The sequence below is a fragment of the Tardiphaga sp. genome (assembly GCF_044336785.1).
GTDB lineage: Bacteria > Pseudomonadota > Alphaproteobacteria > Rhizobiales > Xanthobacteraceae > Tardiphaga.
Map to the genome: position 1 here is coordinate 1 of NZ_JBIIOT010000042.1, position 21,929 is coordinate 21,929.

General features: G+C 62.2%; 19 protein-coding genes and 1 pseudogene. 13 read left to right on the plus strand and 7 right to left on the minus strand.

Features of this window, described 5'->3' with window-relative positions; all coding sequences use genetic code 11:
* The 4 genes and pseudogenes from ACIQ2A_RS13770 to ACIQ2A_RS13785 all read right to left on the minus strand — a co-directional run.
* A pseudogene (locus ACIQ2A_RS13770) lies at nt 1-209 on the minus strand (ABC transporter substrate-binding protein); the annotation flags it as partial.
* Nucleotides 210-298: 89 nt separating this feature from the next.
* Nucleotides 299-1,885 (minus strand): ABC transporter substrate-binding protein, encoded by a 1,587-nt coding sequence (locus ACIQ2A_RS13775; RefSeq protein ID WP_398479989.1) that lies wholly within the window; start codon nt 1,883-1,885, stop codon nt 299-301.
* 101 nt (nt 1,886-1,986) lie between these two features.
* Complete coding sequence (locus tag ACIQ2A_RS13780; RefSeq protein ID WP_398479991.1) at nt 1,987-3,573, minus strand: ABC transporter substrate-binding protein; 1,587 nt, start codon at nt 3,571-3,573, stop codon at nt 1,987-1,989.
* Between the two features lie 172 nt (nt 3,574-3,745).
* Nucleotides 3,746-3,976, minus strand: a complete 231-nt coding sequence (locus tag ACIQ2A_RS13785) for a hypothetical protein (RefSeq protein WP_398479993.1) — start codon at nt 3,974-3,976, stop codon at nt 3,746-3,748.
* A gap of 234 nt (nt 3,977-4,210) precedes the next feature.
* Here ACIQ2A_RS13785 and ACIQ2A_RS13790 point away from each other — a divergent pair, with 234 nt between their 5' ends.
* The gene (locus ACIQ2A_RS13790; protein ID WP_398479995.1) at nt 4,211-4,564 is read left to right on the plus strand and encodes a hypothetical protein; all 354 of its coding nucleotides are present in this window, start codon (nt 4,211-4,213) and stop codon (nt 4,562-4,564) included.
* A gap of 90 nt (nt 4,565-4,654) precedes the next feature.
* Here the strand turns inward: ACIQ2A_RS13790 and ACIQ2A_RS13795 are convergent, their stop codons facing one another.
* Nucleotides 4,655-6,199: an acetolactate synthase large subunit gene (locus ACIQ2A_RS13795; RefSeq protein WP_398479997.1), complete on the minus strand. Its 1,545-nt coding sequence runs from the start codon at nt 6,197-6,199 to the stop codon at nt 4,655-4,657.
* A gap of 254 nt (nt 6,200-6,453) precedes the next feature.
* Between ACIQ2A_RS13795 and ACIQ2A_RS13800 the strand changes: the two genes are divergently transcribed.
* From ACIQ2A_RS13800 to corA, 12 genes are all read left to right on the plus strand, one after another.
* Nucleotides 6,454-7,068, plus strand: coding sequence for a L,D-transpeptidase (locus ACIQ2A_RS13800; protein WP_398479999.1), 615 nt, complete (start codon nt 6,454-6,456; stop codon nt 7,066-7,068).
* Between the two features lie 115 nt (nt 7,069-7,183).
* Entirely contained in the window at nt 7,184-7,993 is an 810-nt protein-coding gene (locus ACIQ2A_RS13805) for a DUF2927 domain-containing protein (RefSeq protein WP_398480001.1), read from the plus strand.
* A gap of 105 nt (nt 7,994-8,098) precedes the next feature.
* A complete protein-coding gene (locus ACIQ2A_RS13810) occupies nt 8,099-9,040 on the plus strand; it encodes a histone deacetylase family protein (protein ID WP_398480003.1) in 942 nt (313 codons plus the stop codon).
* Between the two features lie 87 nt (nt 9,041-9,127).
* Nucleotides 9,128-9,379: an exodeoxyribonuclease VII small subunit gene (locus ACIQ2A_RS13815; protein ID WP_398480005.1), complete on the plus strand. Its 252-nt coding sequence runs from the start codon at nt 9,128-9,130 to the stop codon at nt 9,377-9,379.
* 111 nt (nt 9,380-9,490) lie between these two features.
* On the plus strand, nt 9,491-10,798 hold the full coding sequence (locus ACIQ2A_RS13820) for a hypothetical protein (protein WP_398480007.1): 1,308 nt from the start codon (nt 9,491-9,493) through the stop codon (nt 10,796-10,798).
* Nucleotides 10,799-11,112: 314 nt separating this feature from the next.
* Nucleotides 11,113-13,059: a 1-deoxy-D-xylulose-5-phosphate synthase gene (gene dxs / locus ACIQ2A_RS13825; protein ID WP_398480009.1), complete on the plus strand. Its 1,947-nt coding sequence runs from the start codon at nt 11,113-11,115 to the stop codon at nt 13,057-13,059.
* Between the two features lie 202 nt (nt 13,060-13,261).
* A complete protein-coding gene (locus ACIQ2A_RS13830; RefSeq protein WP_398480011.1) occupies nt 13,262-13,804 on the plus strand; it encodes a nucleoside 2-deoxyribosyltransferase in 543 nt (180 codons plus the stop codon).
* Nucleotides 13,805-13,806: 2 nt separating this feature from the next.
* Entirely contained in the window at nt 13,807-14,562 is a 756-nt protein-coding gene (locus ACIQ2A_RS13835) for a TlyA family RNA methyltransferase (RefSeq protein ID WP_398480013.1), read from the plus strand.
* A complete protein-coding gene (locus tag ACIQ2A_RS13840) occupies nt 14,555-15,778 on the plus strand; it encodes a class I SAM-dependent RNA methyltransferase (RefSeq protein ID WP_398480014.1) in 1,224 nt (407 codons plus the stop codon). Before ACIQ2A_RS13835 ends, ACIQ2A_RS13840 begins: the two co-directional genes overlap by 8 nt.
* Nucleotides 15,779-15,847: 69 nt before the next feature.
* Nucleotides 15,848-17,014 (plus strand): alpha/beta hydrolase, encoded by a 1,167-nt coding sequence (locus ACIQ2A_RS13845; RefSeq protein ID WP_398480016.1) that lies wholly within the window; start codon nt 15,848-15,850, stop codon nt 17,012-17,014.
* Between the two features lie 31 nt (nt 17,015-17,045).
* Nucleotides 17,046-17,921: an NAD(P)-dependent oxidoreductase gene (locus ACIQ2A_RS13850; RefSeq protein WP_398480018.1), complete on the plus strand. Its 876-nt coding sequence runs from the start codon at nt 17,046-17,048 to the stop codon at nt 17,919-17,921.
* 28 nt (nt 17,922-17,949) lie between these two features.
* Complete coding sequence (gene corA / locus ACIQ2A_RS13855; protein WP_398480020.1) at nt 17,950-18,972, plus strand: magnesium/cobalt transporter CorA; 1,023 nt, start codon at nt 17,950-17,952, stop codon at nt 18,970-18,972.
* Here corA and ACIQ2A_RS13860 read toward each other — a convergent pair.
* Together ACIQ2A_RS13860 and ACIQ2A_RS13865 are read right to left on the minus strand one after the other, a co-directional pair.
* Nucleotides 18,937-19,695 (minus strand): endonuclease/exonuclease/phosphatase family protein, encoded by a 759-nt coding sequence (locus ACIQ2A_RS13860; protein ID WP_398480023.1) that lies wholly within the window; start codon nt 19,693-19,695, stop codon nt 18,937-18,939. The genes corA and ACIQ2A_RS13860 overlap by 36 nt on opposite strands.
* Nucleotides 19,692-21,782, minus strand: coding sequence for a VTT domain-containing protein (locus ACIQ2A_RS13865; protein WP_398480025.1), 2,091 nt, complete (start codon nt 21,780-21,782; stop codon nt 19,692-19,694). The genes ACIQ2A_RS13860 and ACIQ2A_RS13865 overlap by 4 nt, the downstream gene beginning before the upstream one ends.
* Nucleotides 21,783-21,929: the final 147 nt, after the last annotated feature.

The window sequence follows — 21,929 nt, forward strand, 5'->3', positions numbered from 1 at the left end:
CGCAGGAGGCTCTCATAGATCTTGCCGCCCAGCGTCAGCGTCGGCTGCTGCTGGTTCAACGCGGTGACGAGAATCGGCGGTTCCGGCTGGATGATGGTGTTGAGCGTACCGCCCTTGGTCTGGCCGGCAGCGCGCGTTATGCCCAACGGAATGCCCGAAAGAGCCACCGCACTCACGCCCATCATCTTCGCGAATTCACGCCTATTCATAGTCTTTCCTTTTCACAACAGCGATCGCCAGATGCGTACCATCAGATCTGGCACGCCCGGCGATCGCCGCCCTATGCTGACTTTCAATTTCAACCGAGTGTGACGGCTCCGAATGTCTCATGCACGCCGATGCCGGAGGTGATGACATTCTTCAACCGCTTGTCGATGAAGTTCGGGAAGTCTTGCTCGACCATCCATGCGATCGGGACTTCTTCTACGACGATTTTTTGCACAGCCGTGTAGAGTTCCTGACGTTTGGCGTCGGATGTCGCAACGGCGGCTTCCTCGAATAGCCTGTCTACCTCAGGATTGGAATAGCCCGCGACATTTGAGAACAAGATACCTTTTCGGATGTTCGACGACACATAGCTGCGCGCCACACCCAGAGCGGGATCGCCGAGCTGATAGAGCAGATTGCTCGTCATCTCGTAATTCCAGTTGCTGACACGCTCTGCCCAACCGGCCATGTCGTGATTTTCGAGTTGCAAGTCGATGCCGACACGACCGAGCGACTGCTTGAAATATTCGGCGCAGCGTGTCCACAACTCGCCATAGGGCGGCACCAGATATTTCAGCGTGACACGCTTGCCATCCGCACCGGGCTTGAGCCCCATTTCGTCAAGCAGCGCCTTCGCCTTGTCGAGCGAGTAGTCGTACTGCTTGACGTCCTTCTCGTAGAACCGCGTCTTCGACGACACAGGTCCGGTGGCCACCTTGCCGAGGCCGAAGAACACACGCTGCAGCATCGCCTTGCGGTCGATGGCAAACATCACCGCCTGGCGGAAGCGCTTGTCGTCCATCGGCTTCACGCGCAGATTGAACTCCAGCCAGAAATGCGGCGCGAAGAATTCGTAGCCCTTCGTCGTCATCTCCAGATTGGGCAGCTTCGACAACCGCGCCACATCGAAGAGTTCGACGTCGGTCCATTGCGTCAGCTGCACCTTGCCCTGTTCGAGCGCGACGGCACGCGACGCGCCGTCCGGAATCACGCGATAGATGATCTCGTCGAGATGAGGCTCACCCTTGCGGTAATAGCCTTCATGCTTGACGAGATGGACATGCGATCCCTTCACCCACTCCTTGAGCTTGAACGGACCGCAACCGATGGCCTGCGCATTGGCGGGGTTCTTGCGGAAATCGGTCCCTTCATAAATATGCTTCGGCACGATCGGCGCCGTGGTGCAGTCGAATGAGCCAAGAAAAGGTGCGAACGGCGTCTTCAGCTTGAAGATCACCGTCAACGGGTCCGGCGCTTCCGCCTTTTCGATACGCATGAACGTGCCGCGCGCACGCGCATGGGTCTCGGTGAGCACCTTGGTCACCGAGAACACCACGTCTTCCGATGTCAGTGGCTTGCCGTCATGGAAGGTGATGCCGGGAAACAGTTTGAAGGTGTAGGTGAGACCATCCGGCGACATTTCCCAGGATTGCGCAAGACCAGGCATCGGCTTGAGATCGGCGCCGTAGCGCAGCAGGCTCTCATAGATCTTGCCGCCGAGTGTCAGTGTCGGCTGCTGCTGGTTAAGCGCAGTGACGAGGATCGGCGGCTCGGGCTGGATGATGGTGTTGAGCGTGCCGCCCTTGGTCTGCCCGACGGCACGGGTGACGCCGAGCGGAATGCCCGAAAGGGCGGTGGCGCTGAGGCCGAGAAGTTTCGCGAATTCACGTCGGTTCATCTATATCCCCTATTCAATACTCGAAAGTGATAGACAGTCAGTAAATTGAGATGCTGCACCGCGATCGCTGCGCAACAGTGACATTCTCGATGCTTGGCGGCTCAGCCGAAATGCACGGCCCCGAAAGTCTCGTGCACGCCGATGGCTGTCGACAATACGTTCTTCAGGCGCTTGTCGATGAAGTTCGGATAGTCTTGTTCAAAGGTCCAGACCACCGGCACGTCCTCGACCAGAATCTTTTGCACCTGACTGTAAAGCTCCTGCCGCTTGTCATCGGACGTCGCGACCGCCGCTTCCTCGAACAGGCGGTCCACCTCCGGATTGGAGTAGCCGGCGGTGTTCGAGAACAGGATGCCCTTCTTGATGTTGGACGAGATGTAGGTGCGCGCCACGCCGAGCGCGGGGTCGCCGAACTGATAGACCAGGTTGGCGGTCATATCGTAGTCCCACTCGGCGAACTTCTGGGCCCAGCCGGCAATGTCCGTGGTCTGCAATTGCACATCGATACCGACGCGGCCGAGCGACTGGCGAATGAATTCGGCGGCGCGCGTATTCGCCTCGCTGACCGGCGAGATCAGATAGCGGAGCGACACGCGCTTGCCGTCCGGGCCCGGCTTCAGCCCCATCTCGTCGAGCAGCGCCTTCGCCTTGTCGATCGAATAGTCATAGGTCTTGACGTTCTTGTCGTAGAACCGCGTCTTCGACGAGATCGGACCGGTCGCCAGCTTGCCAAGCCCGAAATAGATCCGCTGCAGCATCCCCTTGCGGTCGATGGCATGGGCGATGGCCTGACGAAAGCGCTTGTCGTCCATCGGCTTGATGCGGTTGTTGAGCTCGATCCATTGATGCGGCGCGAAGAATTCGTAGCCCTTGGTGGACATCTGATAGTTCGGCAGCTTGGACAGCCGCGCCACCTCGAAGAATTCGATGTCGCCCCATTGCGTCAGCTGCACCTTGCCCTGCTCCACCGCCACGGCGCGCGACGCGCCGTCGGGTATCGCGCGATAGATGATCTCATCCAGATAGGGCTCGCCGGGGCGGTGATACCCCTCGTGCCGGACGAAGTGGATATGCGATCCCTTGACCCACTCCTTCAGCTTGAACGGGCCACAGCCGATCGCCTGCGCGTTGGCCGGGTTCTTGCGATAGTCGGTCCCCTCATAAATGTGCTTGGGGAGGATCGGCGCCGTGGTGCAATCGAGCGAAGTGAGGAAAGGCGCGAAAGGCGATTTCAGCGTGAAGACGACGGTGAGCGGGTCCGGAGCCTCGGCCTTCGCAATCCGCGCAAAGGTGACGCGGCCGCGCGCATGGGTCTCCATCAGCACCTTGGTCATGGTGAAGATGACATCGTCCGCGGTCAGCGGTTTGCCGTCGTGGAAGGTGATGCCCGGAAACAGCTTGAACGTATAGACGAGCCCGTCGGGCGAGACATCCCAGGACTTGGCGAGGCCGGGAAGCGGCTTGAGGTCGAAGTCGTAGCGCAGCAGGCTCTCATAGAGTTTTCCGCCGACCGTGAGTGTCGGCTGCTGCTGGTTGATTGCGGTGACGAGAATAGGCGGTTCGGGCTGGATGATCGTATTGAGCGTGCCGCCCTTGGTCTGGCCGACAGCGCGGGTAATCCCGAGTGGAATACCGGACAGGGCCGTGGCGCTCAGACCAAGAAGTTTCCCGAATTCACGTCTGTTCATTCCCGCTTCCCTTGCATTGGCGCCAGGGAAAGCGTCGCGGTTGTGCGCCCTGGCCAGTGGGGAGGAACTTGCAAATTTCGCGCCGCAGCATCATCGCCAGCAATGATGCTGGCAATTGCCGCCATGCCCCAGTGGAATTGCTCGAATTTGAGCTGACTGCCTCAGACGCTGCCTAAGACTTGTCTTCCGCCTGCGCATCGGCCGTCGCGCGGAGGCGACGAATACCGGTCATGATCGCATCGATGTCCTCTTCGAGCTGCCCAAGCAGAACGCCGAAGTTGAAATCGGAGCGATCGCGGATCGAAGCGGCAAGCTGCTCGCGATGCGCGCGAAGATCGAGCAGGGCATCGAGCTGGTTGGTCTGAACATAGGCGGCAACGATCGCCTCGATAGCACTGGTCACGTCGGTGAGTTTTCCTTTCGCGGCCGGATTTCAGCCCGCGGTCGCACCTCACTTCGCATGCGACCAGAGTTCGAATTATGGCGGAGACGGCTACATGGCCTCTCGCCACCAGTTCCGCGGTCCAGCTATCGCGCTGCGACAAACAGACCGATGCGAAGTCCCGAAATGTCGGAACGTGTCGTGAAGGGCGCAGTTGGCGAGGCAGGGGAAGAAACCGAACAGAGGACTGATCTTATGAAGAAGATGATGATCGCAGCGACTGCCGCCATGCTGATGACAGCGCCCGCAGCCTTCGCTCAGAGCGGCGCAAATCCAAACGCTCCGCAGATGAACTCCACCGGTACCGGCGTGACACAGCCAGGTACCAATAGCCGCGGCACCGCCGTGGACGTGCCGGAGCGGAGCGGCAGCAAGATGGCGCCGAGTGCCACCGGTTCGCAGGCAGGTAATAGCTCGAACTCGATGGGCGGCTCCAATGCAGCAACCGGCACGACCGGGATGGGCGGCAACAATTCCGCTGAAGGCCGCACCTCGGGTGGCGGCGGTGGCGCAGGCGGCGGTGCTGGTGGCGCCGGCGGCGGCAACTAAGAACGCAATCGCGTCCTGCTAAAATTGTAAAATGGAAAGGCTCCGGATCGCTCCGGAGCCTTTCGTTTGTTTGCTGCGGGATCGCGAAGCTTACATGATCACTTCGATCAGCTTCGGACCCTGCGAGGCATTGGCATTGTCGAGCGCCTTGCTGAATTCCTCGGCGGTGGTCACCGCAACGCCGGGAACACCCATGCCCTTGGCCATAGAAACCCAATCCAGATTCGGACGATCGAGCGTCAGCATGTCGAGGGCGCGGCTGCCCATGGCGCCGGCGCCGACATTGTCGAACTCGCCCTTCAGGATCTGATAGTTGCGGTTGGCGAACACGACGGTGGTGACGTCAAGATTTTCGCGGGCCTGGGTCCACAGCGACTGCGGCGTATACATGGCCGAGCCGTCGCCGACCATGCAGATCACCTTGCGATCCGGGCAGGCCACGGCAGCGCCGGTCGCGACCGGGGTCGAGAAGCCGATCGAGCCGCCCATGTTCTGCAGCCAGTCATGCGGCTTGGCCGCAGCGGTCGGGGCGAAGAAGCCGCGGCCGGTGGTGATCGACTCGTCGATGACGATGCCGTTCTCGGGAATACCGAGTGCGATGGCAGCAGCGATCGACGCGTGGTTCAGCGCGCCGGTCGGCTTGACCAGTTCGGCATGCTTCTGCGGCTTGACGTCCGACGGCTTGGCGCCGACGGCGCTGGCCAGCGCTTCGAGCGCCGCCACCGAATTCTCGCCATTGGCGGTCATGCGGTGCACATTGCAGCCTTCCGGCTTCAGCACGCTCGGCTTGTTCGGATAGGCGAAAAAGGCCACCGGATCGTTGGCTTCGATCAGGACGATGTTCTTGAAGTTCTTCAGCACCGGAAGTGCCGAGTCGACCACGTAGGGCACGCGCTCGACGAAGAAGCGGCCCTGGCCACGGGCCATGCGCGGATTGTAGGTCTGGCTGATCACCTTGCAGCCCGTCTTGCCGGCGATCTGCTCGGCAAGTGCCAAGCCCTGCTCGGTCAGCGCCGAGCCGGTCAGCAGCAGCAGCGTGGTCTCGCCTTCCTTGGCAAGCTTGGCGGCGACATCGACAGCCGGGGCATGGAAGTTGGCGCGCTGCTCCGGCGCCGGCACCTGAGCAATGCCATCGGCTTCGTTCCAGGCCGTGTCGGCCGGCAGGATCAGGGTGGCGATCTGCGCCTGCGCACCGCTGGCGGCGGCGATGGCGGCAGCGCCGTCGGCGGCCACGGTCTTGGCGCTCGGCGAGGTACGCACCCACTGCGACATCGGACGGGCCAGCCCCTCGATGTCCGAGGTCAGCGGCGCATTGTGCTCGATGTGATAGACGGCATGCTGGCCGACAATGTTGACGATGCCCGAATTGGCCTTCTTGGCATTGTGCAGATTGGCGAGGCCGTTGGCGAGGCCGGGGCCGAGATGCAGCAGGGTCGAGGCTGGGGTGCCCTTCATGCGGTAATAGCCATCCGCCGCACCGGTCACGATGCCTTCGAACAGGCCGAGCACGCAGCGCATGCCTTCGACACGGTCGAGCGCCGCAACGAAATGCATTTCCGACGTTCCCGGATTGGCAAAGCAGACGTCCACGCCGCCTGCCACCAGTGTCCGTACCAGGCTCTCCGCACCGTTCATTATCCAGCTCCAAGTTTTTTCTGCGAAATCGCGGAGTTGATCAATCATTGTTCGGGGAGCGCGTCAAAGGGGGCAGGCGCAACGCTTCGTCGCAAGACATGCGTGGCAAGCGGCCAACGCCGTCAGGCGATTGCGCCGCCGTCTCCCTGCACTTCGAGCGGTTCTCGACAAGCCGCGTTTCTTAAGAGGCTATGGGTTGCGGAGCAGCTTGAATTGTGGCCAGTCTGCGGCTCATTCCATCTGGCGAGGAGTCCATGAAGCGCATCGTTGCCGCCCTGTCCGTCGCAGCCGCCCTGATCGCGGTTGCCATGCCCGCTGAGGCCCGCGTCCGCAATCAGCCGGCGCAGCCCGATTTCGTCGTTGATGACGGCCCCTCGCTGTCCAACTTCTTCTCCAATTTCGGCAATGGCGGCGGCAATGGGGCGAGCCCAATTCCGCGCCAGACCGTTGGCTTCCAGAGCAATTACGCCCCCGGCACCATCGTGGTGAACACCGCCGAACGCCGGCTCTATCTGGTCCAGCCGGGCGGCAGTGCACTGCGATACGGCATCGGCGTCGGCCGTGACGGTTTCCGCTGGGGCGGCGTGCACCGCGTCACCGCCAAGAAGGAATGGCCGAGCTGGACCCCACCGGCCCAGATGCTGCGCCGCCGGCCAGACCTGCCGCGCCACATGGAAGGCGGCCCAGACAATCCGCTCGGCGCCCGCGCCATCTATCTCGGTTCGACGCTTTACCGCATCCACGGCTCTAACGAGCCGGAGACCATCGGCCAGGCCGTCTCGTCGGGCTGCTTCCGCATGACCAATGAAGACGTTACCGACCTGTACAACCGCGTCGCCGTCGGCGCGACGGTCATCGTCAAGAACTGATCGGATCCCCGAAGGTCTCGCCGCATGCGAGACCTTCGACTCCCTGCGTCACTTCTGCGTGGGCGCGACCAAAGAGCCCTTGCGCTGCTGCGCCTTGTGCGCGAACTTGCGCAAAATGCACTCCCCAATTCCATATTCGGGCAAGCGTCTTGGCCTCGTCCTGATCGCGGCCGGCACTCTGCTCGTATCAATCCCTGCTGGCGCCAGCGAGCCTGCGATCATCGCCGCGCATCAGAAGCACCAGAAGAAAAGCTTCACCGACAGCCAGATCATCGACGGCTTTCTGAAGACTGCCTTTGGCGCCGAATATCATCTCGCCGGACGCGTCGATCGCATCCGCAAATATGAGATACCGGTGAGGGTCTTCACCGATGGCGGCTCGGCAACGCGCAAGAAGCAGATCGGCAAAGTGGTCGCCGATATCGGCCGACGCGTGCAGCATCTCAACATCGCGATGGTCGAGAACGGCAACGAAGCCAATGTCACGGTCAAGCTGGTGCGCGACCGGGACCTTTACCCCACCCTAGCTTCGTTCTATGGCGAGGACCGCGCCAACGAAATCCGCACCTCGCTCGATCCGCAATGCCTGTCCGGCTTCCGCAAGAACGATCAGTTCGAGATCGAACGCTCCGACGTGATCCTGACCACGGACAACGGCGATTTCACCTTCTACGACTGCGCCTATGAAGAGATGCTGCAGTCGCTCGGCCCCATCAACGACACCAATTCCGTGCCGTGGACCATGTTCAACGACAATGTCTCGATGGGCTTCTTCGACATTTACGATCAGTATCTGCTCAACATCCTGTACGATCCCCGCATCAAGGCGGGCATGACCGTGCAGCAGGTGCGGGCTGTGCTGCCGCAGGTTCTCGCCGATGTCCGCGTCTGGGTCGGCAAGATCAATGAATTGCCGGCGGATTAGGTCATCTCATCGCAAGGCGTGCGAGATAGGTTGAGAGACCTATCGGAACCCTCCCCGACGCGTTAGGTTGTCGCAACAGACATCTCCCGCGCCGGGATCATTTGCATGACCACACTGCTGCTCTCCCACAAGGCCTCATTCGATCACCTGACGCCGCCCGGCCACCCCGAGCGGCCGGATCGGATGCGCGCCGTGGCGCAGGCGCTTGGCGACCCACGCTTTGACGCGCTGGTGCGCGCCGATGCGCCGGAGGGCAGCCTCGATCACGTCAGCCTGTGCCACGACAGTCACTATATCGACGAGCTCAGGCACGTCGCGCCCGCCAGCGGCCTCGTTTATATCGACGGCGACACGTCGCTGTCGCCCGGCACATGGGAGGCCGTGATGCGCGGTGTCGGCGGTGCCATCGCAGCCACCGACGCGGTCATGAAGGGCGAACACACCAACGCCTTCGTCGCCACGCGTCCGCCCGGTCATCACGCCGAGAGCAACAAGGCGATGGGCTTCTGCTTCTTCGATCAGGCTGCCATTGCCGCGCGCTATGCCCAGCGCACCTATGGCATCGGCCGCACCGCCGTGGTCGATTTCGACGTGCATCACGGCAATGGCACGCAGGAGATCTTCTGGGGCGACAAGACGGTCATGTATTGCTCGACCCATCAGATGCCGCTGTTTCCCGGCACCGGGGCCACGCAGGAGCGTGGCGAGCACGACAATATCGTCAATGCGCCGCTGCGCGATGGCGATGGCGGCGCAAAATTCCGTGCGGCCTTCGATAATCTCATTTTGCCGCAGCTGCAGAAATTCTCGCCGGAGCTGATCATCATCTCAGCCGGCTTCGACGCGCATCGCCGCGACCCGCTGGCGTCGCTCGAACTCGACGCCGCCGATTTCGGCTGGGTGACGCGAAAACTGCTCGACCTTGCCGATCAGACCGCGGGCGGCCGCGTTGTGTCAGTGCTCGAGGGAGGCTACGATCTGCAGGGCCTGCAGGAATCTGTCGCGGCGCATGTGACCGAACTGATGGGCAAGCAAGCACCGGTCTAACCTTGCGTGCAATGCAATCGGGCCGCCACATTGCGCCCGCAAACATCCCTATAGAATCATGCGTCCCAAACGCACACGGAAGAGCGAATGGCCGAGAACACCCACGCTGACGTCAAGAAGCTGACTTTCGAGACCGCGATCGAAGAACTGGAATCGATCGTGCGTCGTCTCGAAGAGGGCAAGGTGCCGCTCGAGGAATCGGTCGCGATCTATGAACGTGGCGAGGCTCTCAAGCGCCGTTGCGACGAATTGCTGCGGCAGGCGGAAGCGCGCGTCGACAAGATCACCACGGATTCGAACGGTCAGCCCGTCGGCACAGAACCGCTGGACGTCCAGTAATCGGGCGCATTGTCCCGACGGCACAACCCATAACCGGCGTATGCGCGTCGATTTTAGCGCTTGGCGCTCGGCGCGGCCTGTTATAGTCCGCTGTCAGTTCGGGGAACCAGCGTGCGCGTCCAGCACCGTCATGTCATCTATGTGCAGGGATACGACCCACGGGGCCTCGCGCAGTACTACCGTATGTTCCGCACCGAGCTTCGCAAGTTCGGGCGCCTTTACTGCCTGACCACCACGGTCGGCCGCCCGAAGGAACATGCCCCCGGTGAATTCGCCCACGAATCCGCCGGCTGGACCATCGAAACCACCGGCGACGGCTGGCAGACCAAAACCGATTACGATTTCCTGCGCTGGGAAGACCTGATCCAGCGCGATCTCGCCGCCCCGATCTGGCGCACCGCCATCCACGGCATGCTGATCTATTGGGGGCTGGTGTTTTCCGGCACCATGGGACGCTTCTGGCGCGCCCATTGGCGCTTTGCCACCTTCATCAGCTGGCCGCATTTCGTGCTCCTCAACGAAGCGATCTGGTCGGCCGCAGCGGCCTGGCTGGTGGCGTGGGGGCTGAAGGGGCTTGGCGTGCACGGCCTTCTGGTCGGCTGCGCCGCAGCCGCCGTGTTCATCGCCGTGCTTGGCTCACTGATGAAATACACGGAAGAGCGGACCTACCTGCTCTATTTGATGGCCGACACCATCTTCACCTGGCAATTCGCCCACGGAAACCGGCCCGAATGGGACGCCCGCATCGATCGCTTCGCGCAGCATCTGGTGAAGGTGGCGCAAAACTCCGACGCGCAGGAGATCGTGCTGGTCGGCCACAGCTCGGGCTCGTTCCTCGGCTCGGAAATCCTTGCCCGCGCCCTGAAGCTCGATCCCGATCTCGGGCGCCGCGGACCCCGCGTGGTCTTGCTGACCCTTGGCGGCAATATGCCGATCGTCGGCTTCCACAAAGGCGCGCAGGACTTCCGCGACAATCTACGCCTGCTGGCCACCGAGCCGTCGATCGACTGGATCGACTGCCAGTCCCGCAAGGACGTGATGAATTTCTATCCGTTCGATCCGGTCGCCGGCCATGGCATCGATGTCGGCAGCGCGAAGCGGAACCCGACCATCATACCGGTGCGATTCCGCGAGATCGTGCGTCCCGAGCACTACAACAGCTTCCGCTGGAAATTTTTCCGGGTCCACTTCCAGTTCGTGATGGCCAATGAGCGGCCGCATGCCTACGATTTTTTCATGATCGTCTGCGGCCCGGTTCCATTGCGCGAGCGGATGGCGCAGCCGGCTACAACCCTCGCACTGGTCGATGGCGACCTCGCAACCCGCGAAAATGCATGGAAGAAGCTTGATTTGGGTCAAAGAAGCGCGGTTTCCGGCGCCTCAGGCGGTGCGTCGCCGGCGGTCCGCCGCATCGGCTGAATGTCCCGCGCGAATGTGCGGGCGGGAACCCGGCCTAACCACCATGGTTGGCTTTGGCGGTGGCTTTGGTGTAAAGGGACAAGGTTCATCCGTAGGCAACCAGGCGCTGGGCCGGTCGTTAACGGTGATAAGCGCTTCAACCATCTGACGAAAATGTTCGGATGACGAAGTTTTCAAGCATGCTAGATACCACGACGAAAAATCGAAGCCCATTATAAGGCCTCGAAACAAGCTTCCCGGTTCCGGGGAATGCGATTGGTCCGAACCGTCTGCCGCCTTCGCGCGACGAACTGGACACTACCGCAATCCCGGACATGTCAAATTGGAATAGTGCCGTGACCAATTTTAGTAAGACCCCGCTGCTCGATACCATCCGGACCCCGGAAGATCTGCGCAAGCTGAAGGTCGAGAAGGTGCGCCAGGTCGCCGACGAACTGCGTCAGGAGACCATCGACACGGTGTCCGTCACCGGCGGCCATTTCGGCGCCGGCCTCGGCGTGGTCGAGCTGACCACCGCGCTTCATTACGTGTTCGATACGCCGCGCGACCGCATCATCTGGGACGTCGGGCATCAGGCCTATCCGCACAAGATCCTCACCGGTCGCCGTGACCGCATCCGCACCTTGCGCACCGCCGGTGGCCTGTCGGGCTTCACCAAGCGCAGCGAGAGCGAATACGATCCGTTCGGCGCCGCGCACTCCTCCACCTCGATTTCCGCTGGTCTCGGCATGGCCGTGGCGCGCGATCTGTCGGGCGGCAAGAACAATGTCATCGCAGTCATCGGTGACGGTTCGATGTCGGCGGGCATGGCCTATGAAGCCATGAACAATGCCGGCGCGATGAATTCACGCCTGATCGTGATCCTCAACGACAATGACATGTCGATCGCGCCGCCGGTCGGCGCCATGTCGGCCTATCTGTCGCGCATGTATTCGGGCAAGACCTATCGCGGCCTGCGCGATGCGGCGAAACAGTTGGGCAAGCATCTGCCAAAACTGATCGCCGATCGTGCCGAACGCGTCGAAGAATATTCGCGCGGCTTCATGGTCAATGGCGGCACGCTGTTCGAAGAACTCGGCTTCTATTATGTGGGCCCGATCGATGGTCACAACCTCGATCACCTGCTGCCCGTGCTGCAGAACGTGCGCGACATGGAGACCGGCCCGATCCTAGTCCACGTCGTCACGCAGAAGGGCAAGGGCTACGGCCCGGCCGAAGCTGCCGCCGACAAGTATCATGCGGTCGTGAAATTCGACGTCGCGACCGGTACACAGTCGAAGTCCAAGCCGAACGCCCCGGCCTATCAGAACGTGTTCGGCCAGAGCCTCGTCAAGGAAGCCGAGAAGGACGAGAAGATCGTCGCCATCACCGCGGCGATGCCGTCGGGCACCGGCGTCGATATCTTCAACAAGGCCTTCCCGAAGCGCACCTTCGACGTTGGTATTGCCGAGCAGCATGCGGTGACGTTCGCCGCCGGCCTCGCCACCGAAGGCTACAAGCCGTTCTGCGCGATCTACTCGACCTTCCTGCAGCGCGGCTATGACCAGATCGTCCATGACGTGGCAATCCAGAACCTGCCCGTGCGCTTCGCCATCGACCGGGCCGGCCTCGTCGGCGCCGACGGCGCAACCCATGCCGGTTCGTTCGACAATGCCTATCTGGGCTGTCTGCCGAATATGGTGATCATGGCGGCTTCCGATGAAGCCGAACTGGTCCACATGGTCGCCACCCAGGTCGCCATCAACGATCGCCCGAGCGCACTGCGCTACCCGCGCGGCGAAGGCCGCGGCGTCGAGATGCCGGATGTCGGCGTCCCGCTCGAAGTCGGCAAGGGCCGCATCATCCGCCAGGGCAAGCAGGTCGCTCTGTTCTCGTTCGGCACCCGTCTCGCCGAATGCGAAAAGGCCGCTGACGAACTCGCAGCGCATGGTCTCCAGGCAACGATCGCCGACGCGCGCTTCATGAAGCCGCTCGATATCGAATTGCTGCTCAAGCTCGCCCGCGAGCACGAGATCCTGCTCACCATCGAGGAAGGCTCCATCGGCGGCTTCGGCTCGCATGTGATGAATGCCCTGGCCGAGCACGGCATGCTCGACGGTGGCCTGCGCATGCGCTCCCTGGTGCTGCCCGATACGTTCCAGGACCACGACACCCCGGCAGCGATGTATGCCCAGGCCGGCCTGGACTCGAAGGGCATCGTCAAGAAGGTGTTCGAGACCCTCGGCAAGGATTTTGCCGCCGAGACCGTCAAGCTCGCGTAAGCGACACACTCTCACTGTCATCGCCCGGCTCGACCGGGCGATCCAGTACACACCGCACTCCCCGCGTTTACTGGGTCACCCGGTCAAGCCGGGTGACGACAAGCGGAAGATAAAACGAGGCAGTTCGAAATCCGGATTGCCTCGTTCTCGTCTGAATTGACGCGTCAAAGTCGGCCCGCTTCGCGATTACGACGGGGACTTCATGAACATCTATCTCGCTGGCCCCGACGTCTTCCTGCCTAACGCCGCCGAGATCGGCCGGCGCAAGGTTGCGCTCTGCAAGCGCTATGGCGCCCACGGCTTCTTCCCGCTCGATAACGATGTGGACGTGAGCGCGACCGATGCTTCACGCCAGATATTCCATGGCAACGAAGCGATGATGAATCGCTGCGACATCGTCATCGCCAATCTCACCCCGTTCCGCGGCCCCAGCGCCGATGCCGGCACCGTGTTCGAACTCGGATACATGGCCGGCCACGGCAAGCTCTGTTTCGGCTACAGCAATGATCCCGCACCTTATGTGGATCGCGTCCGCCGCTTGACCGAGATCACCGACAGCGATGGCCACCTGACCGACAAAGACGGCCTCAGCGTCGAGAATTTCGGCCTCACCGACAATCTCATGATGATGCACGCGCTCGATCTCTACGGCTCGCCGCTGATCGTTCCGCATGAGGCACCATCCGACCTGTGGCAGGACCTCACCAGTTTCGAAGCCTGCCTGAAACTCGCTGCATCCTACTGATCATGACCAAACCCCAGACTGCACCTGCGGCGGCGAAGAAGCGCGCCGATACACTCCTCGTCGAACGCGGCATCTTCGAGAGCCGCGCCCGCGCCCAGGCCGCCATCGAGGCCGGTCTCGTGATTGCCAATGGCAAACAGGTCGCCAAGGTCTCCGAGCTGTTGCTGCCCGACGCCACGATCGAAGCCGAGCCTGCGCATCCCTGGGTGTCGCGCGGCGGCGTCAAGCTGGCCGGCGCACTCGAGCATTACCCGATCGAGATCGAGAATCACGTCTGCCTCGATGTGGGTGCCTCCACCGGAGGCTTCACTGAAGTGCTGCTCGCCAACGGCGCCAGCATGGTGTTTTCCATGGACGTCGGCACCAGCCAGTTGCATCATTCGCTGCAAGGCCATCCGAAAATCGTGTCGATGGAAGCGACTGATATCCGCAACTTCGAAAACAAGCGCCTGCCCGCGCGGCCCGATGTTGTCGTCATCGATGTCAGCTTCATCTCGCTGAAAGCGGTTCTCCCTGTCGCCCTCTCCCTCGCGGCCGCACCGATGAGCCTGCTGGCATTGATCAAGCCGCAATTCGAGGCCGACCGGAAGCACTCCAAGCGCGGCATCATCAAACATGCCGACGTGCATCAGGCCATCTGCGACGACATCACCACATTCGCCAAAGAACTCGGCTGCACCGACATCGAGGTGTTCCCGTCCTCGATCAAGGGCGGCGATGGCAATATCGAATTTTTCATGGGTGCGCGGCGTGGCTGAGCGCATCACCATCGATCATGTCGGCCATCGCGGCGATGGCGTCAGCAGCGATCGTCCGCCAACCTATGTGCCGTTCACGCTCCCCGCCGAGGTCGTCGAGGCCGAAAGCCGCGACGGCAAATGCCGCCTCACACGGATCGAACAACAAAGCCCGGATCGGATCGATCCGTTCTGCACCTATTTCACCCGCTGCGGCGGCTGCGCCATCCAGCACTGGCAACCGACGCCCTATCAGGCCTGGAAGCGCCAGATCGTCATCGACATTTTGAGCCAGGCGAATATCGATTGCCCCGTCGACGCGCTGGTCGATGCCCACGGCGCCGGCCGCCGCCGAGTCACGCTGCATGCGCGCACCAAGGACGGCGAGACCCAGGTCGGCTTCGCCGAAGCCGCAAGCCACGCCATTGTCGCTATCGATGCCTGCCCGATCCTCGATCCCGCGCTGTCAGGCGCGCTCGATGCCGCGCGCGCCATTGCCGAGCTCTTGAAGCCCATGGACAAGCCGCTCGACATTCAGGTCACGTCTGCCGACAACGGCCTCGACATCGACGTCCGCGGAAGCGGACCGATCTCCACGGCACTGATCTCAAAACTCTCCGCCCTCTCGGCCGCGCACAAACTTGCCCGGCTAACGCGGCATGGCGAACTCGTGCTGATGCGCGCACCGCCGGTGGTCGCGATGGGCACGGCAAGCGTCGCCTTGCCACCGGGCTCGTTCCTGCAGGCCACCGCAGCCGGCGAAGACGCCCTCGCCGCACTCGTCCTGCAGCACTGCAAGGGCGCCAAGACGATCCTCGACCTGTTCTGCGGCATCGGCCCCTTCGCATTGCGGCTTGCCGCCAAAGCCAAGGTGCATGCGCTGGACAGCGATGCAAAAGCCATCGCTTCGCTGCAACAGGCCATCAAAGACACGAAGGGGCTCAAGCCCATCAAGGCCGAGGCCCGCGACCTGTTCCGCCGCCCCCTCGTCCCGCAGGAGCTACGCGATATCGACGCCGTCGTGTTCGATCCGCCGCGCGCGGGCGCACAGGCACAGGCCGAGCGCCTCGCGGCCAGCAAGGTGCCGCTGGTCGTCGCCGTCTCCTGCAACGTGCAGACCTTCGCCCGCGATGCGCGCATTCTGATCGATGGCGGCTACAAGCTCGGCAACGTCACACCTGTCGATCAATTCCGCCACACCCCGCATATCGAATTGGTGGCCCGCTTCACGAGGTAGTTGTCTTTTCGTCCGCACTACGCTGGAGTGGCAATGACGCTGCCGCGCAAGAGCAGCACAGGAGGCAACGTGACAGCTCTCGATCCCATCAGCTCCGACATTCTGCCACCCGGCATTCTCTCGCGTTTCATCGACGGCATCAACGGACTGCGGATGCATGTGCTGGAAGCCGGCCATGAGAGCGCCGGCCGCCCCTGCGTGCTGCTGCTGCACGGCTTCCCCGAACTCGCTTACAGCTGGCGCAAGGTGATGCCGCAACTGGCCGCTGCCGGCTATCATGTCATCGCGCCCGATCAGCGCGGCTATGGCCGCACCACCGGCTGGAGCGCCGATTACGACGGCGACCTGCGTCCGTTCAACCTGCTCAATCTCGTCCGCGATGCACTCGGCCTCGTCGCAACGCTCGGCTATCGCCATGTCGATACCGTCGTCGGTCACGATTTCGGCAGCTCCGTCGCTGCCTGGTGTGCACTCGCACGACCGGATGTGTTTCGCTCGGTCGCGCTGATGAGCGCCCCATTCTCCGGTCCGCCATCGATCCCTTTCGATACGGCCGACAGGCCGACAACGCCGAAGCCCGAAGACCCCGTCCATCGCGATCTCGCCGCCCTGCCGCGTCCTCGAAAGCACTACCAATGGTACTACGCGACACGCGAAGCCAACGATCACATGCAGCATGCGCCGCAGGGCGTGCATGATTTCCTGCGTGCTTATTATCATCACAAGAGCGCAGACTGGGCCGACAACAAGCCCTATCCGCTGCAGGGCTGGACGGCCGGTGAACTCGCCAAACTGCCGACTTATTACGTCATGGATCTCAACGAGACGATGGCCGAAACCGTGGCGAAGGAAATGCCATCGCGCGACGCCATTGCTGTGAATAGATGGTTGCCAGACAGCGAACTCGCATACTACAGCGCCGAATATGCCCGCACGGGTTTTCAGGGCGGCCTGCAATGGTATCGCTGCAACACGACAGGGCTGTTCAACGCCGACTATGAACTGTTTTCCGGCCGCACCATCGATGTACCGTCCGTCTTCATTTCCGGTCTGCAGGACTGGGGTATCTATCAGCGCCCCGGCGCCATCGAGACCATGCAGACATCGGCGTGCACGGACATGCGCGCCGTGCATCTCATCGATGGCGCCGGCCACTGGGTGCAGCAGGAGCAAGCCGATGAAGTCAGCCGGCTTCTGCTTGGTTTTGTCAAAGAAACAGGCAGCGCACCACGTTGAACAGATCGACCGGCACGGATAAGTTCTCCGGATGATGATGCGCAAAAGCCTGTTTGTGTTCGGCATCGGCTATAGCTGCCTGCATTTCATCCGTTCTCATGCCGCCGCCTTTGCGGAGATCAGTGGTACCGTGCGTAGCGCGGACAGCCATGCGGCTCTGGCCGGTGAGCCCCTTGCCCCGTTCCTGTTCGATGGCACGCATGCCGATCCGGAAATCCACGAGCGGCTTGAGCGTGCCGATGTGATCCTTGTCTCGGTACCGCCCGACAAGGATGGCGATCCCGTTCTTGTACATTTTGGAGCCGGACTGGCGGAAAGCACGGCCCGCGTGATCTATCTCTCCAGCGTCGGCGTCTATGCCGATCATGCGGGCGCGTGGATCGACGAGACCGCGACCGTGGTCCGCGATGACACGCGGCGCGGCCTGCGCGCACACGCGGAGGCCGCCTGGCAGAGCACCTGCGGCGATCGCCTGCGCATCCTTCGTCTCGCCGGTATCTACGGCCCCGGCCGCAATGCCTTCGTCAATCTCTCTCGCGGCCGCGCCCATCGCATCGTCAAACCCGGCCAGGTCTTCAACCGCATTCATGTCGATGACATCGTGCAGGCGATCGCCGCGGCAGCGATGCATCCGCATGGCGGCGTCTGGAATGTCTGCGACGACGAACCGGCACCGCCGCAGGACGTGGTGACTTACGCTGCCGGACGGATGGATATTCCGCCGCCGCCCGAACAGGATTTCGACACAGCCGACCTCACCCCGATGGCCCGCAGCTTCTATGCCTCAAGCAACCGGATCTCCAACGCAAGACTGAAGACCGGACTCGGCGTTAGCCTGCGATATCCGAATTACCGCAGCGGCCTCGATGCCCTGTGGAACGAGAGCCAGGGCCGGCCGTTGCCCTGAGTTGAACAATTGCGGCATGATCACTCTCATGGATCAAATTACCCCCGTCACCGCCCATCCCGAACTATCCCACCCCAAGCCAGGCATCGTCGGCGCCGCCGTCTATGCCAAGGGGCGCAAGGTCAAGGATCTCGACAGCATCGCGGATGCCAAGAAATGGACGGCGAAGCCTGGCCATGTGGTCTGGATCGGCCTGTTCGAACCCGGCGACGACCTCCTGCATGAGATCCAGCAGCAATTCGATCTGCATCACCTTGCCATCGAGGACGCGCAGAAGGCGCATCAGCGTCCCAAGCTCGAGCAATATGGCAAGGCGCTGTTCGTTGTCGCCCGCACCGCGCAATTGATCGACGGCCGCATTGCCTTTGGCGAAACGCATATGTTCGTTGGGCCGCGCTACGTCGTGACCGTCCGCCACGGCGCATCCAGTTCTTATCGCGCCGTGCGCGAGCGCGCGGAAGCCTGCCCGACCACGCTCGCCAATGGCGAGGACTTCATCCTCTATTCGGTGCTTGATTTCATCGTCGATGAATATGCGCCAGTGATCGATCAGATCAGATCGGAAGTCGAGCAGCTCGAAGACAGCCTGCTGAAGCGCACATTGGCATCGCACCAGATCGAGCGGCTCTACACTTTGCGCCGTGACCTGCTGCGCCTGCGCGATGCCGCAGCCCCGCTCACCGAGGTCTGCCATCGCATCGAGCATGCCGAAGTCGTGCAGATCGATCCCGAAATGCAGCCGCTTTTCCGCGACGTCACCGACCACATCCACCGCGTCAAGGAAGACATCAACAGCCTGCGCGAGGTGCTGGCCTTCGCCTTCGAGACCAGCCTGATGCTGGGCCAGTCACAGCAGACGGATGTTACCCGTCAGCTTGCTGCCTGGGCCGCCATTCTCGCTGTACCCACCGCCCTTGCTGGCATCTACGGCATGAATTTCGAGAACATGCCGGAGCTGAAATGGCAGTACGGCTATTTCGTCGTGCTGGGCGTGATCGGCGCCATCTGCGCCGGCCTATACTGGCGCTTCCGCCGCAATGGATGGCTTTAGCGCGCCGCTCTCGCGAGGTGCCACCAACTGCAACGGCAAGGTTGGCACGATATCGGCGATGACCGGCAGATGATCCGAGATCGCTTTGGCGTTCGGATCCGTGAAGCTCCCAACGATCTGGATGTCGCGCCCATAGATCCGGTCCAGCCGCATCAGCGGCCAGCGCGACGGAAAGGTGCGATGGCGCGTGCGCGCTGGAAACTGCCGCGCCAGCGACTTGCGCACCGAATTGACCCAGAACCAGTCGTTGAAATCGCCGACGATCACGGACGGATGCGTCGGCTCATTCGCCAGCGTCAGCAGCTTTTGCGTCTGCTGGCGGCGTTCGCCGATGCTGAGGCCGAGATGCGTGGCTATGACGCGAAAGATGCCGCCTTTGGTCGCGACATCGGCGACCACGGCACGGCGCGGCTCATGCTCGCCGAACGAGATGTCATGGATTTCGGGCGGCGCGGCCCAGGGCCAGCGGCTGATCAGCATCTGACCATAGTCGCCATCGGTGGTGACGATGGATTTGACGCCCACACTGTGCCCGCCAAGCGCTTCCTGCAAAATAAGAAACGGATTGCTGCCGCCGCCACGCGAGTCGATCTCCTGCAGCGCCACCACATCCGGCGACCATTTCTGGATCAGCGCGATGACGCCGGGCAGATCAAATTTCGGATTGAGCGCGAAGGTGCCATGCACGTTCCACGTCATGATGCGGATGCTTGGCGCAATCACCGGCGGCGGCTCCACCAGGTGACCACGAATTGCGCGCCGATGGAAAACGCGACCCAGACCATGATGCCGAACAATAACAGCGCCACATCAGCCCATGACGGCTGGCGCAGGAGATCGGCGATCTGCGCGCCGAATACCGACATGGCGATCAGGCCCGGCGCCATGCCGATCACGGTGCCGATGATAAAATCGCGAAACCGCACGCCGCTGGCGCCGGCCGCCATGTTCACGAGCGAGAACGGCGCCAGCGGCAGCATGCGGATCAGCACCACCGCGATGATGCCGTTGCCGACGATCTTGTTCTGGATCCGCCGCAGTCGCGGCCCCAGCATGCGCTGCACCGGCTTGATGCCCACAATGCGTCCGACCGTATAGAGCAGCGATGCGCTGGCCAGCGTACCGACCAGCGCCGAGCCTAGCCCTATCCACGGCCCGAGTGCCGCGGCAGTGACGGCAATCATCACTGTGACAGGAAACAACACCAGGCCGCCAATGATGAAGCCCGCCACGATCGCCAGCGGCGCCCAGGGAGAGCCTTCAATGGAGTGCAGCGTCTCCAGCAGCGTATCGGCATTGGTGAACTCATAGAGCGGCGTGAAACGCCACAGTGCCGCAAGCGCGCCGATGGCGCCGACCAGTGTCAGCAGCTTGATCGAGGTCGGCACGGTCGCCCGCGCCGCGCGCTCGAGGCCGAGCGGACGCAGGGGATCGGCGACGGGTGTGACGAAATCCACGATCTCCTTGGCGTCAGGGATGCCGTCCTCGACCGGATGGAGGCTGTGGCCGTTGTCACGCAAAGTGGCAGCCGTCTCGATCAGCGATCCGCTGCGCTTCAGCTCATCGGCGACCACGTGCTCCGACACGCCGCAAAAGTGGCCGAGATGGCGATTGCGGATCGCGGCGATCTTGTTGCGTTCTGCATCATTGCTCGCCTCGATCACGAGATCGCATTCGGAATCCGCGCCCATCGAGCGGTTGTTGAGATTGGCGGAGCCGATGCGCAGCAGCTGATCGTCGATGATGGTCACCTTGGCATGCACCATCACGGCCTCGACGGTGGCGCCTTCCGTGACCTGCGGATGCAGCAGTCGCACACGATCGGCGACGCCGGCATCGTCGAACACCTTCATGAATTCGAGCCGGCCATTGCGCATGGTCCGCGCCTCGATCCAGGACGCATGCGTCTTCGGCGCGATCAGCAGCACTTCGAGCTCCGGCTTCTGCTTGAGCCGCTCGGCCAGTTTTCGCGCGATATGCTCCGCGCTGAGAAACTGGTTCTCGATATAGATCATGCGCTCGGCGGCGTCGATCGATGCCATGAACAGCCGATCGACTTCATTGATGGCCGGCCGTCCCCTTGCATAAGGCTCGGTGCGCGCGATACCGATCTTCACACGCTCGAAATCGGCGGCAAATCCCTCGGGCCAGATACGGCGCTCCACGCCGATATCCGACGCCACCCCGCAATTGGCGCAGGCCCAGCGGTCTCGTACCAGTTCGGCGAGGCAACGCGCGGCCTCGCCATCTACCATCATCTGCACGTCGTGAAAGGGCGGATAAGGCTTGCCATCTGGATCGACGCGCTTCGGATCATGCGCGCGATGTTCATCGCTGTCCCAGCGGCGGATCGTGAGATCGAGCCCGCCGGAAAAGGCAATGCTGTCATCGATCACGGCGATCTTCTGATGCTGCGCCGACCCAGTCGGCAGGCAGTCGTCGTAGCAGAAGATCAGCCGGTCGCTGTTCGGTACGCTGAATTTGGCAGAGGGAAACCATTCGCGTTCGCCTGCATAGATCACCGGCGAATTCCAGATCAGGAGATGGATGCGCAGTTCCGGGCGCTCGACCAGCAACGCATGCAGGAAGGGGCCAAACTCATCGGGATAGCCATCATCCGCCGTACCTTCGGGGCCGACCAGCATGGTGCGGCTATGCACATCCCAGCCGACGATAAAGACAGTATGCTCCGCCTCGATCAGGCAGCGGCGCAGGGCGAGAAAGTAATTGGCGGCATCGTTGAGCACGGTGGCGCGCCGGCACGCCACATGGCGCCAGACCGTCCGGCCTTCCGCGATGATGCTGTCCATTTGCGGACGCGCTTTGTCGAGGATGGCCGTAGAATGCACAACAACAAGCCTGCGTGATTGGGATACCCAACCAAACGCAAGCTTGTGCAGAAAAGTTCCCGCGGGAACTTAGCCTGTAGGATGGGTTGAGCGAAGCGATACCCATCA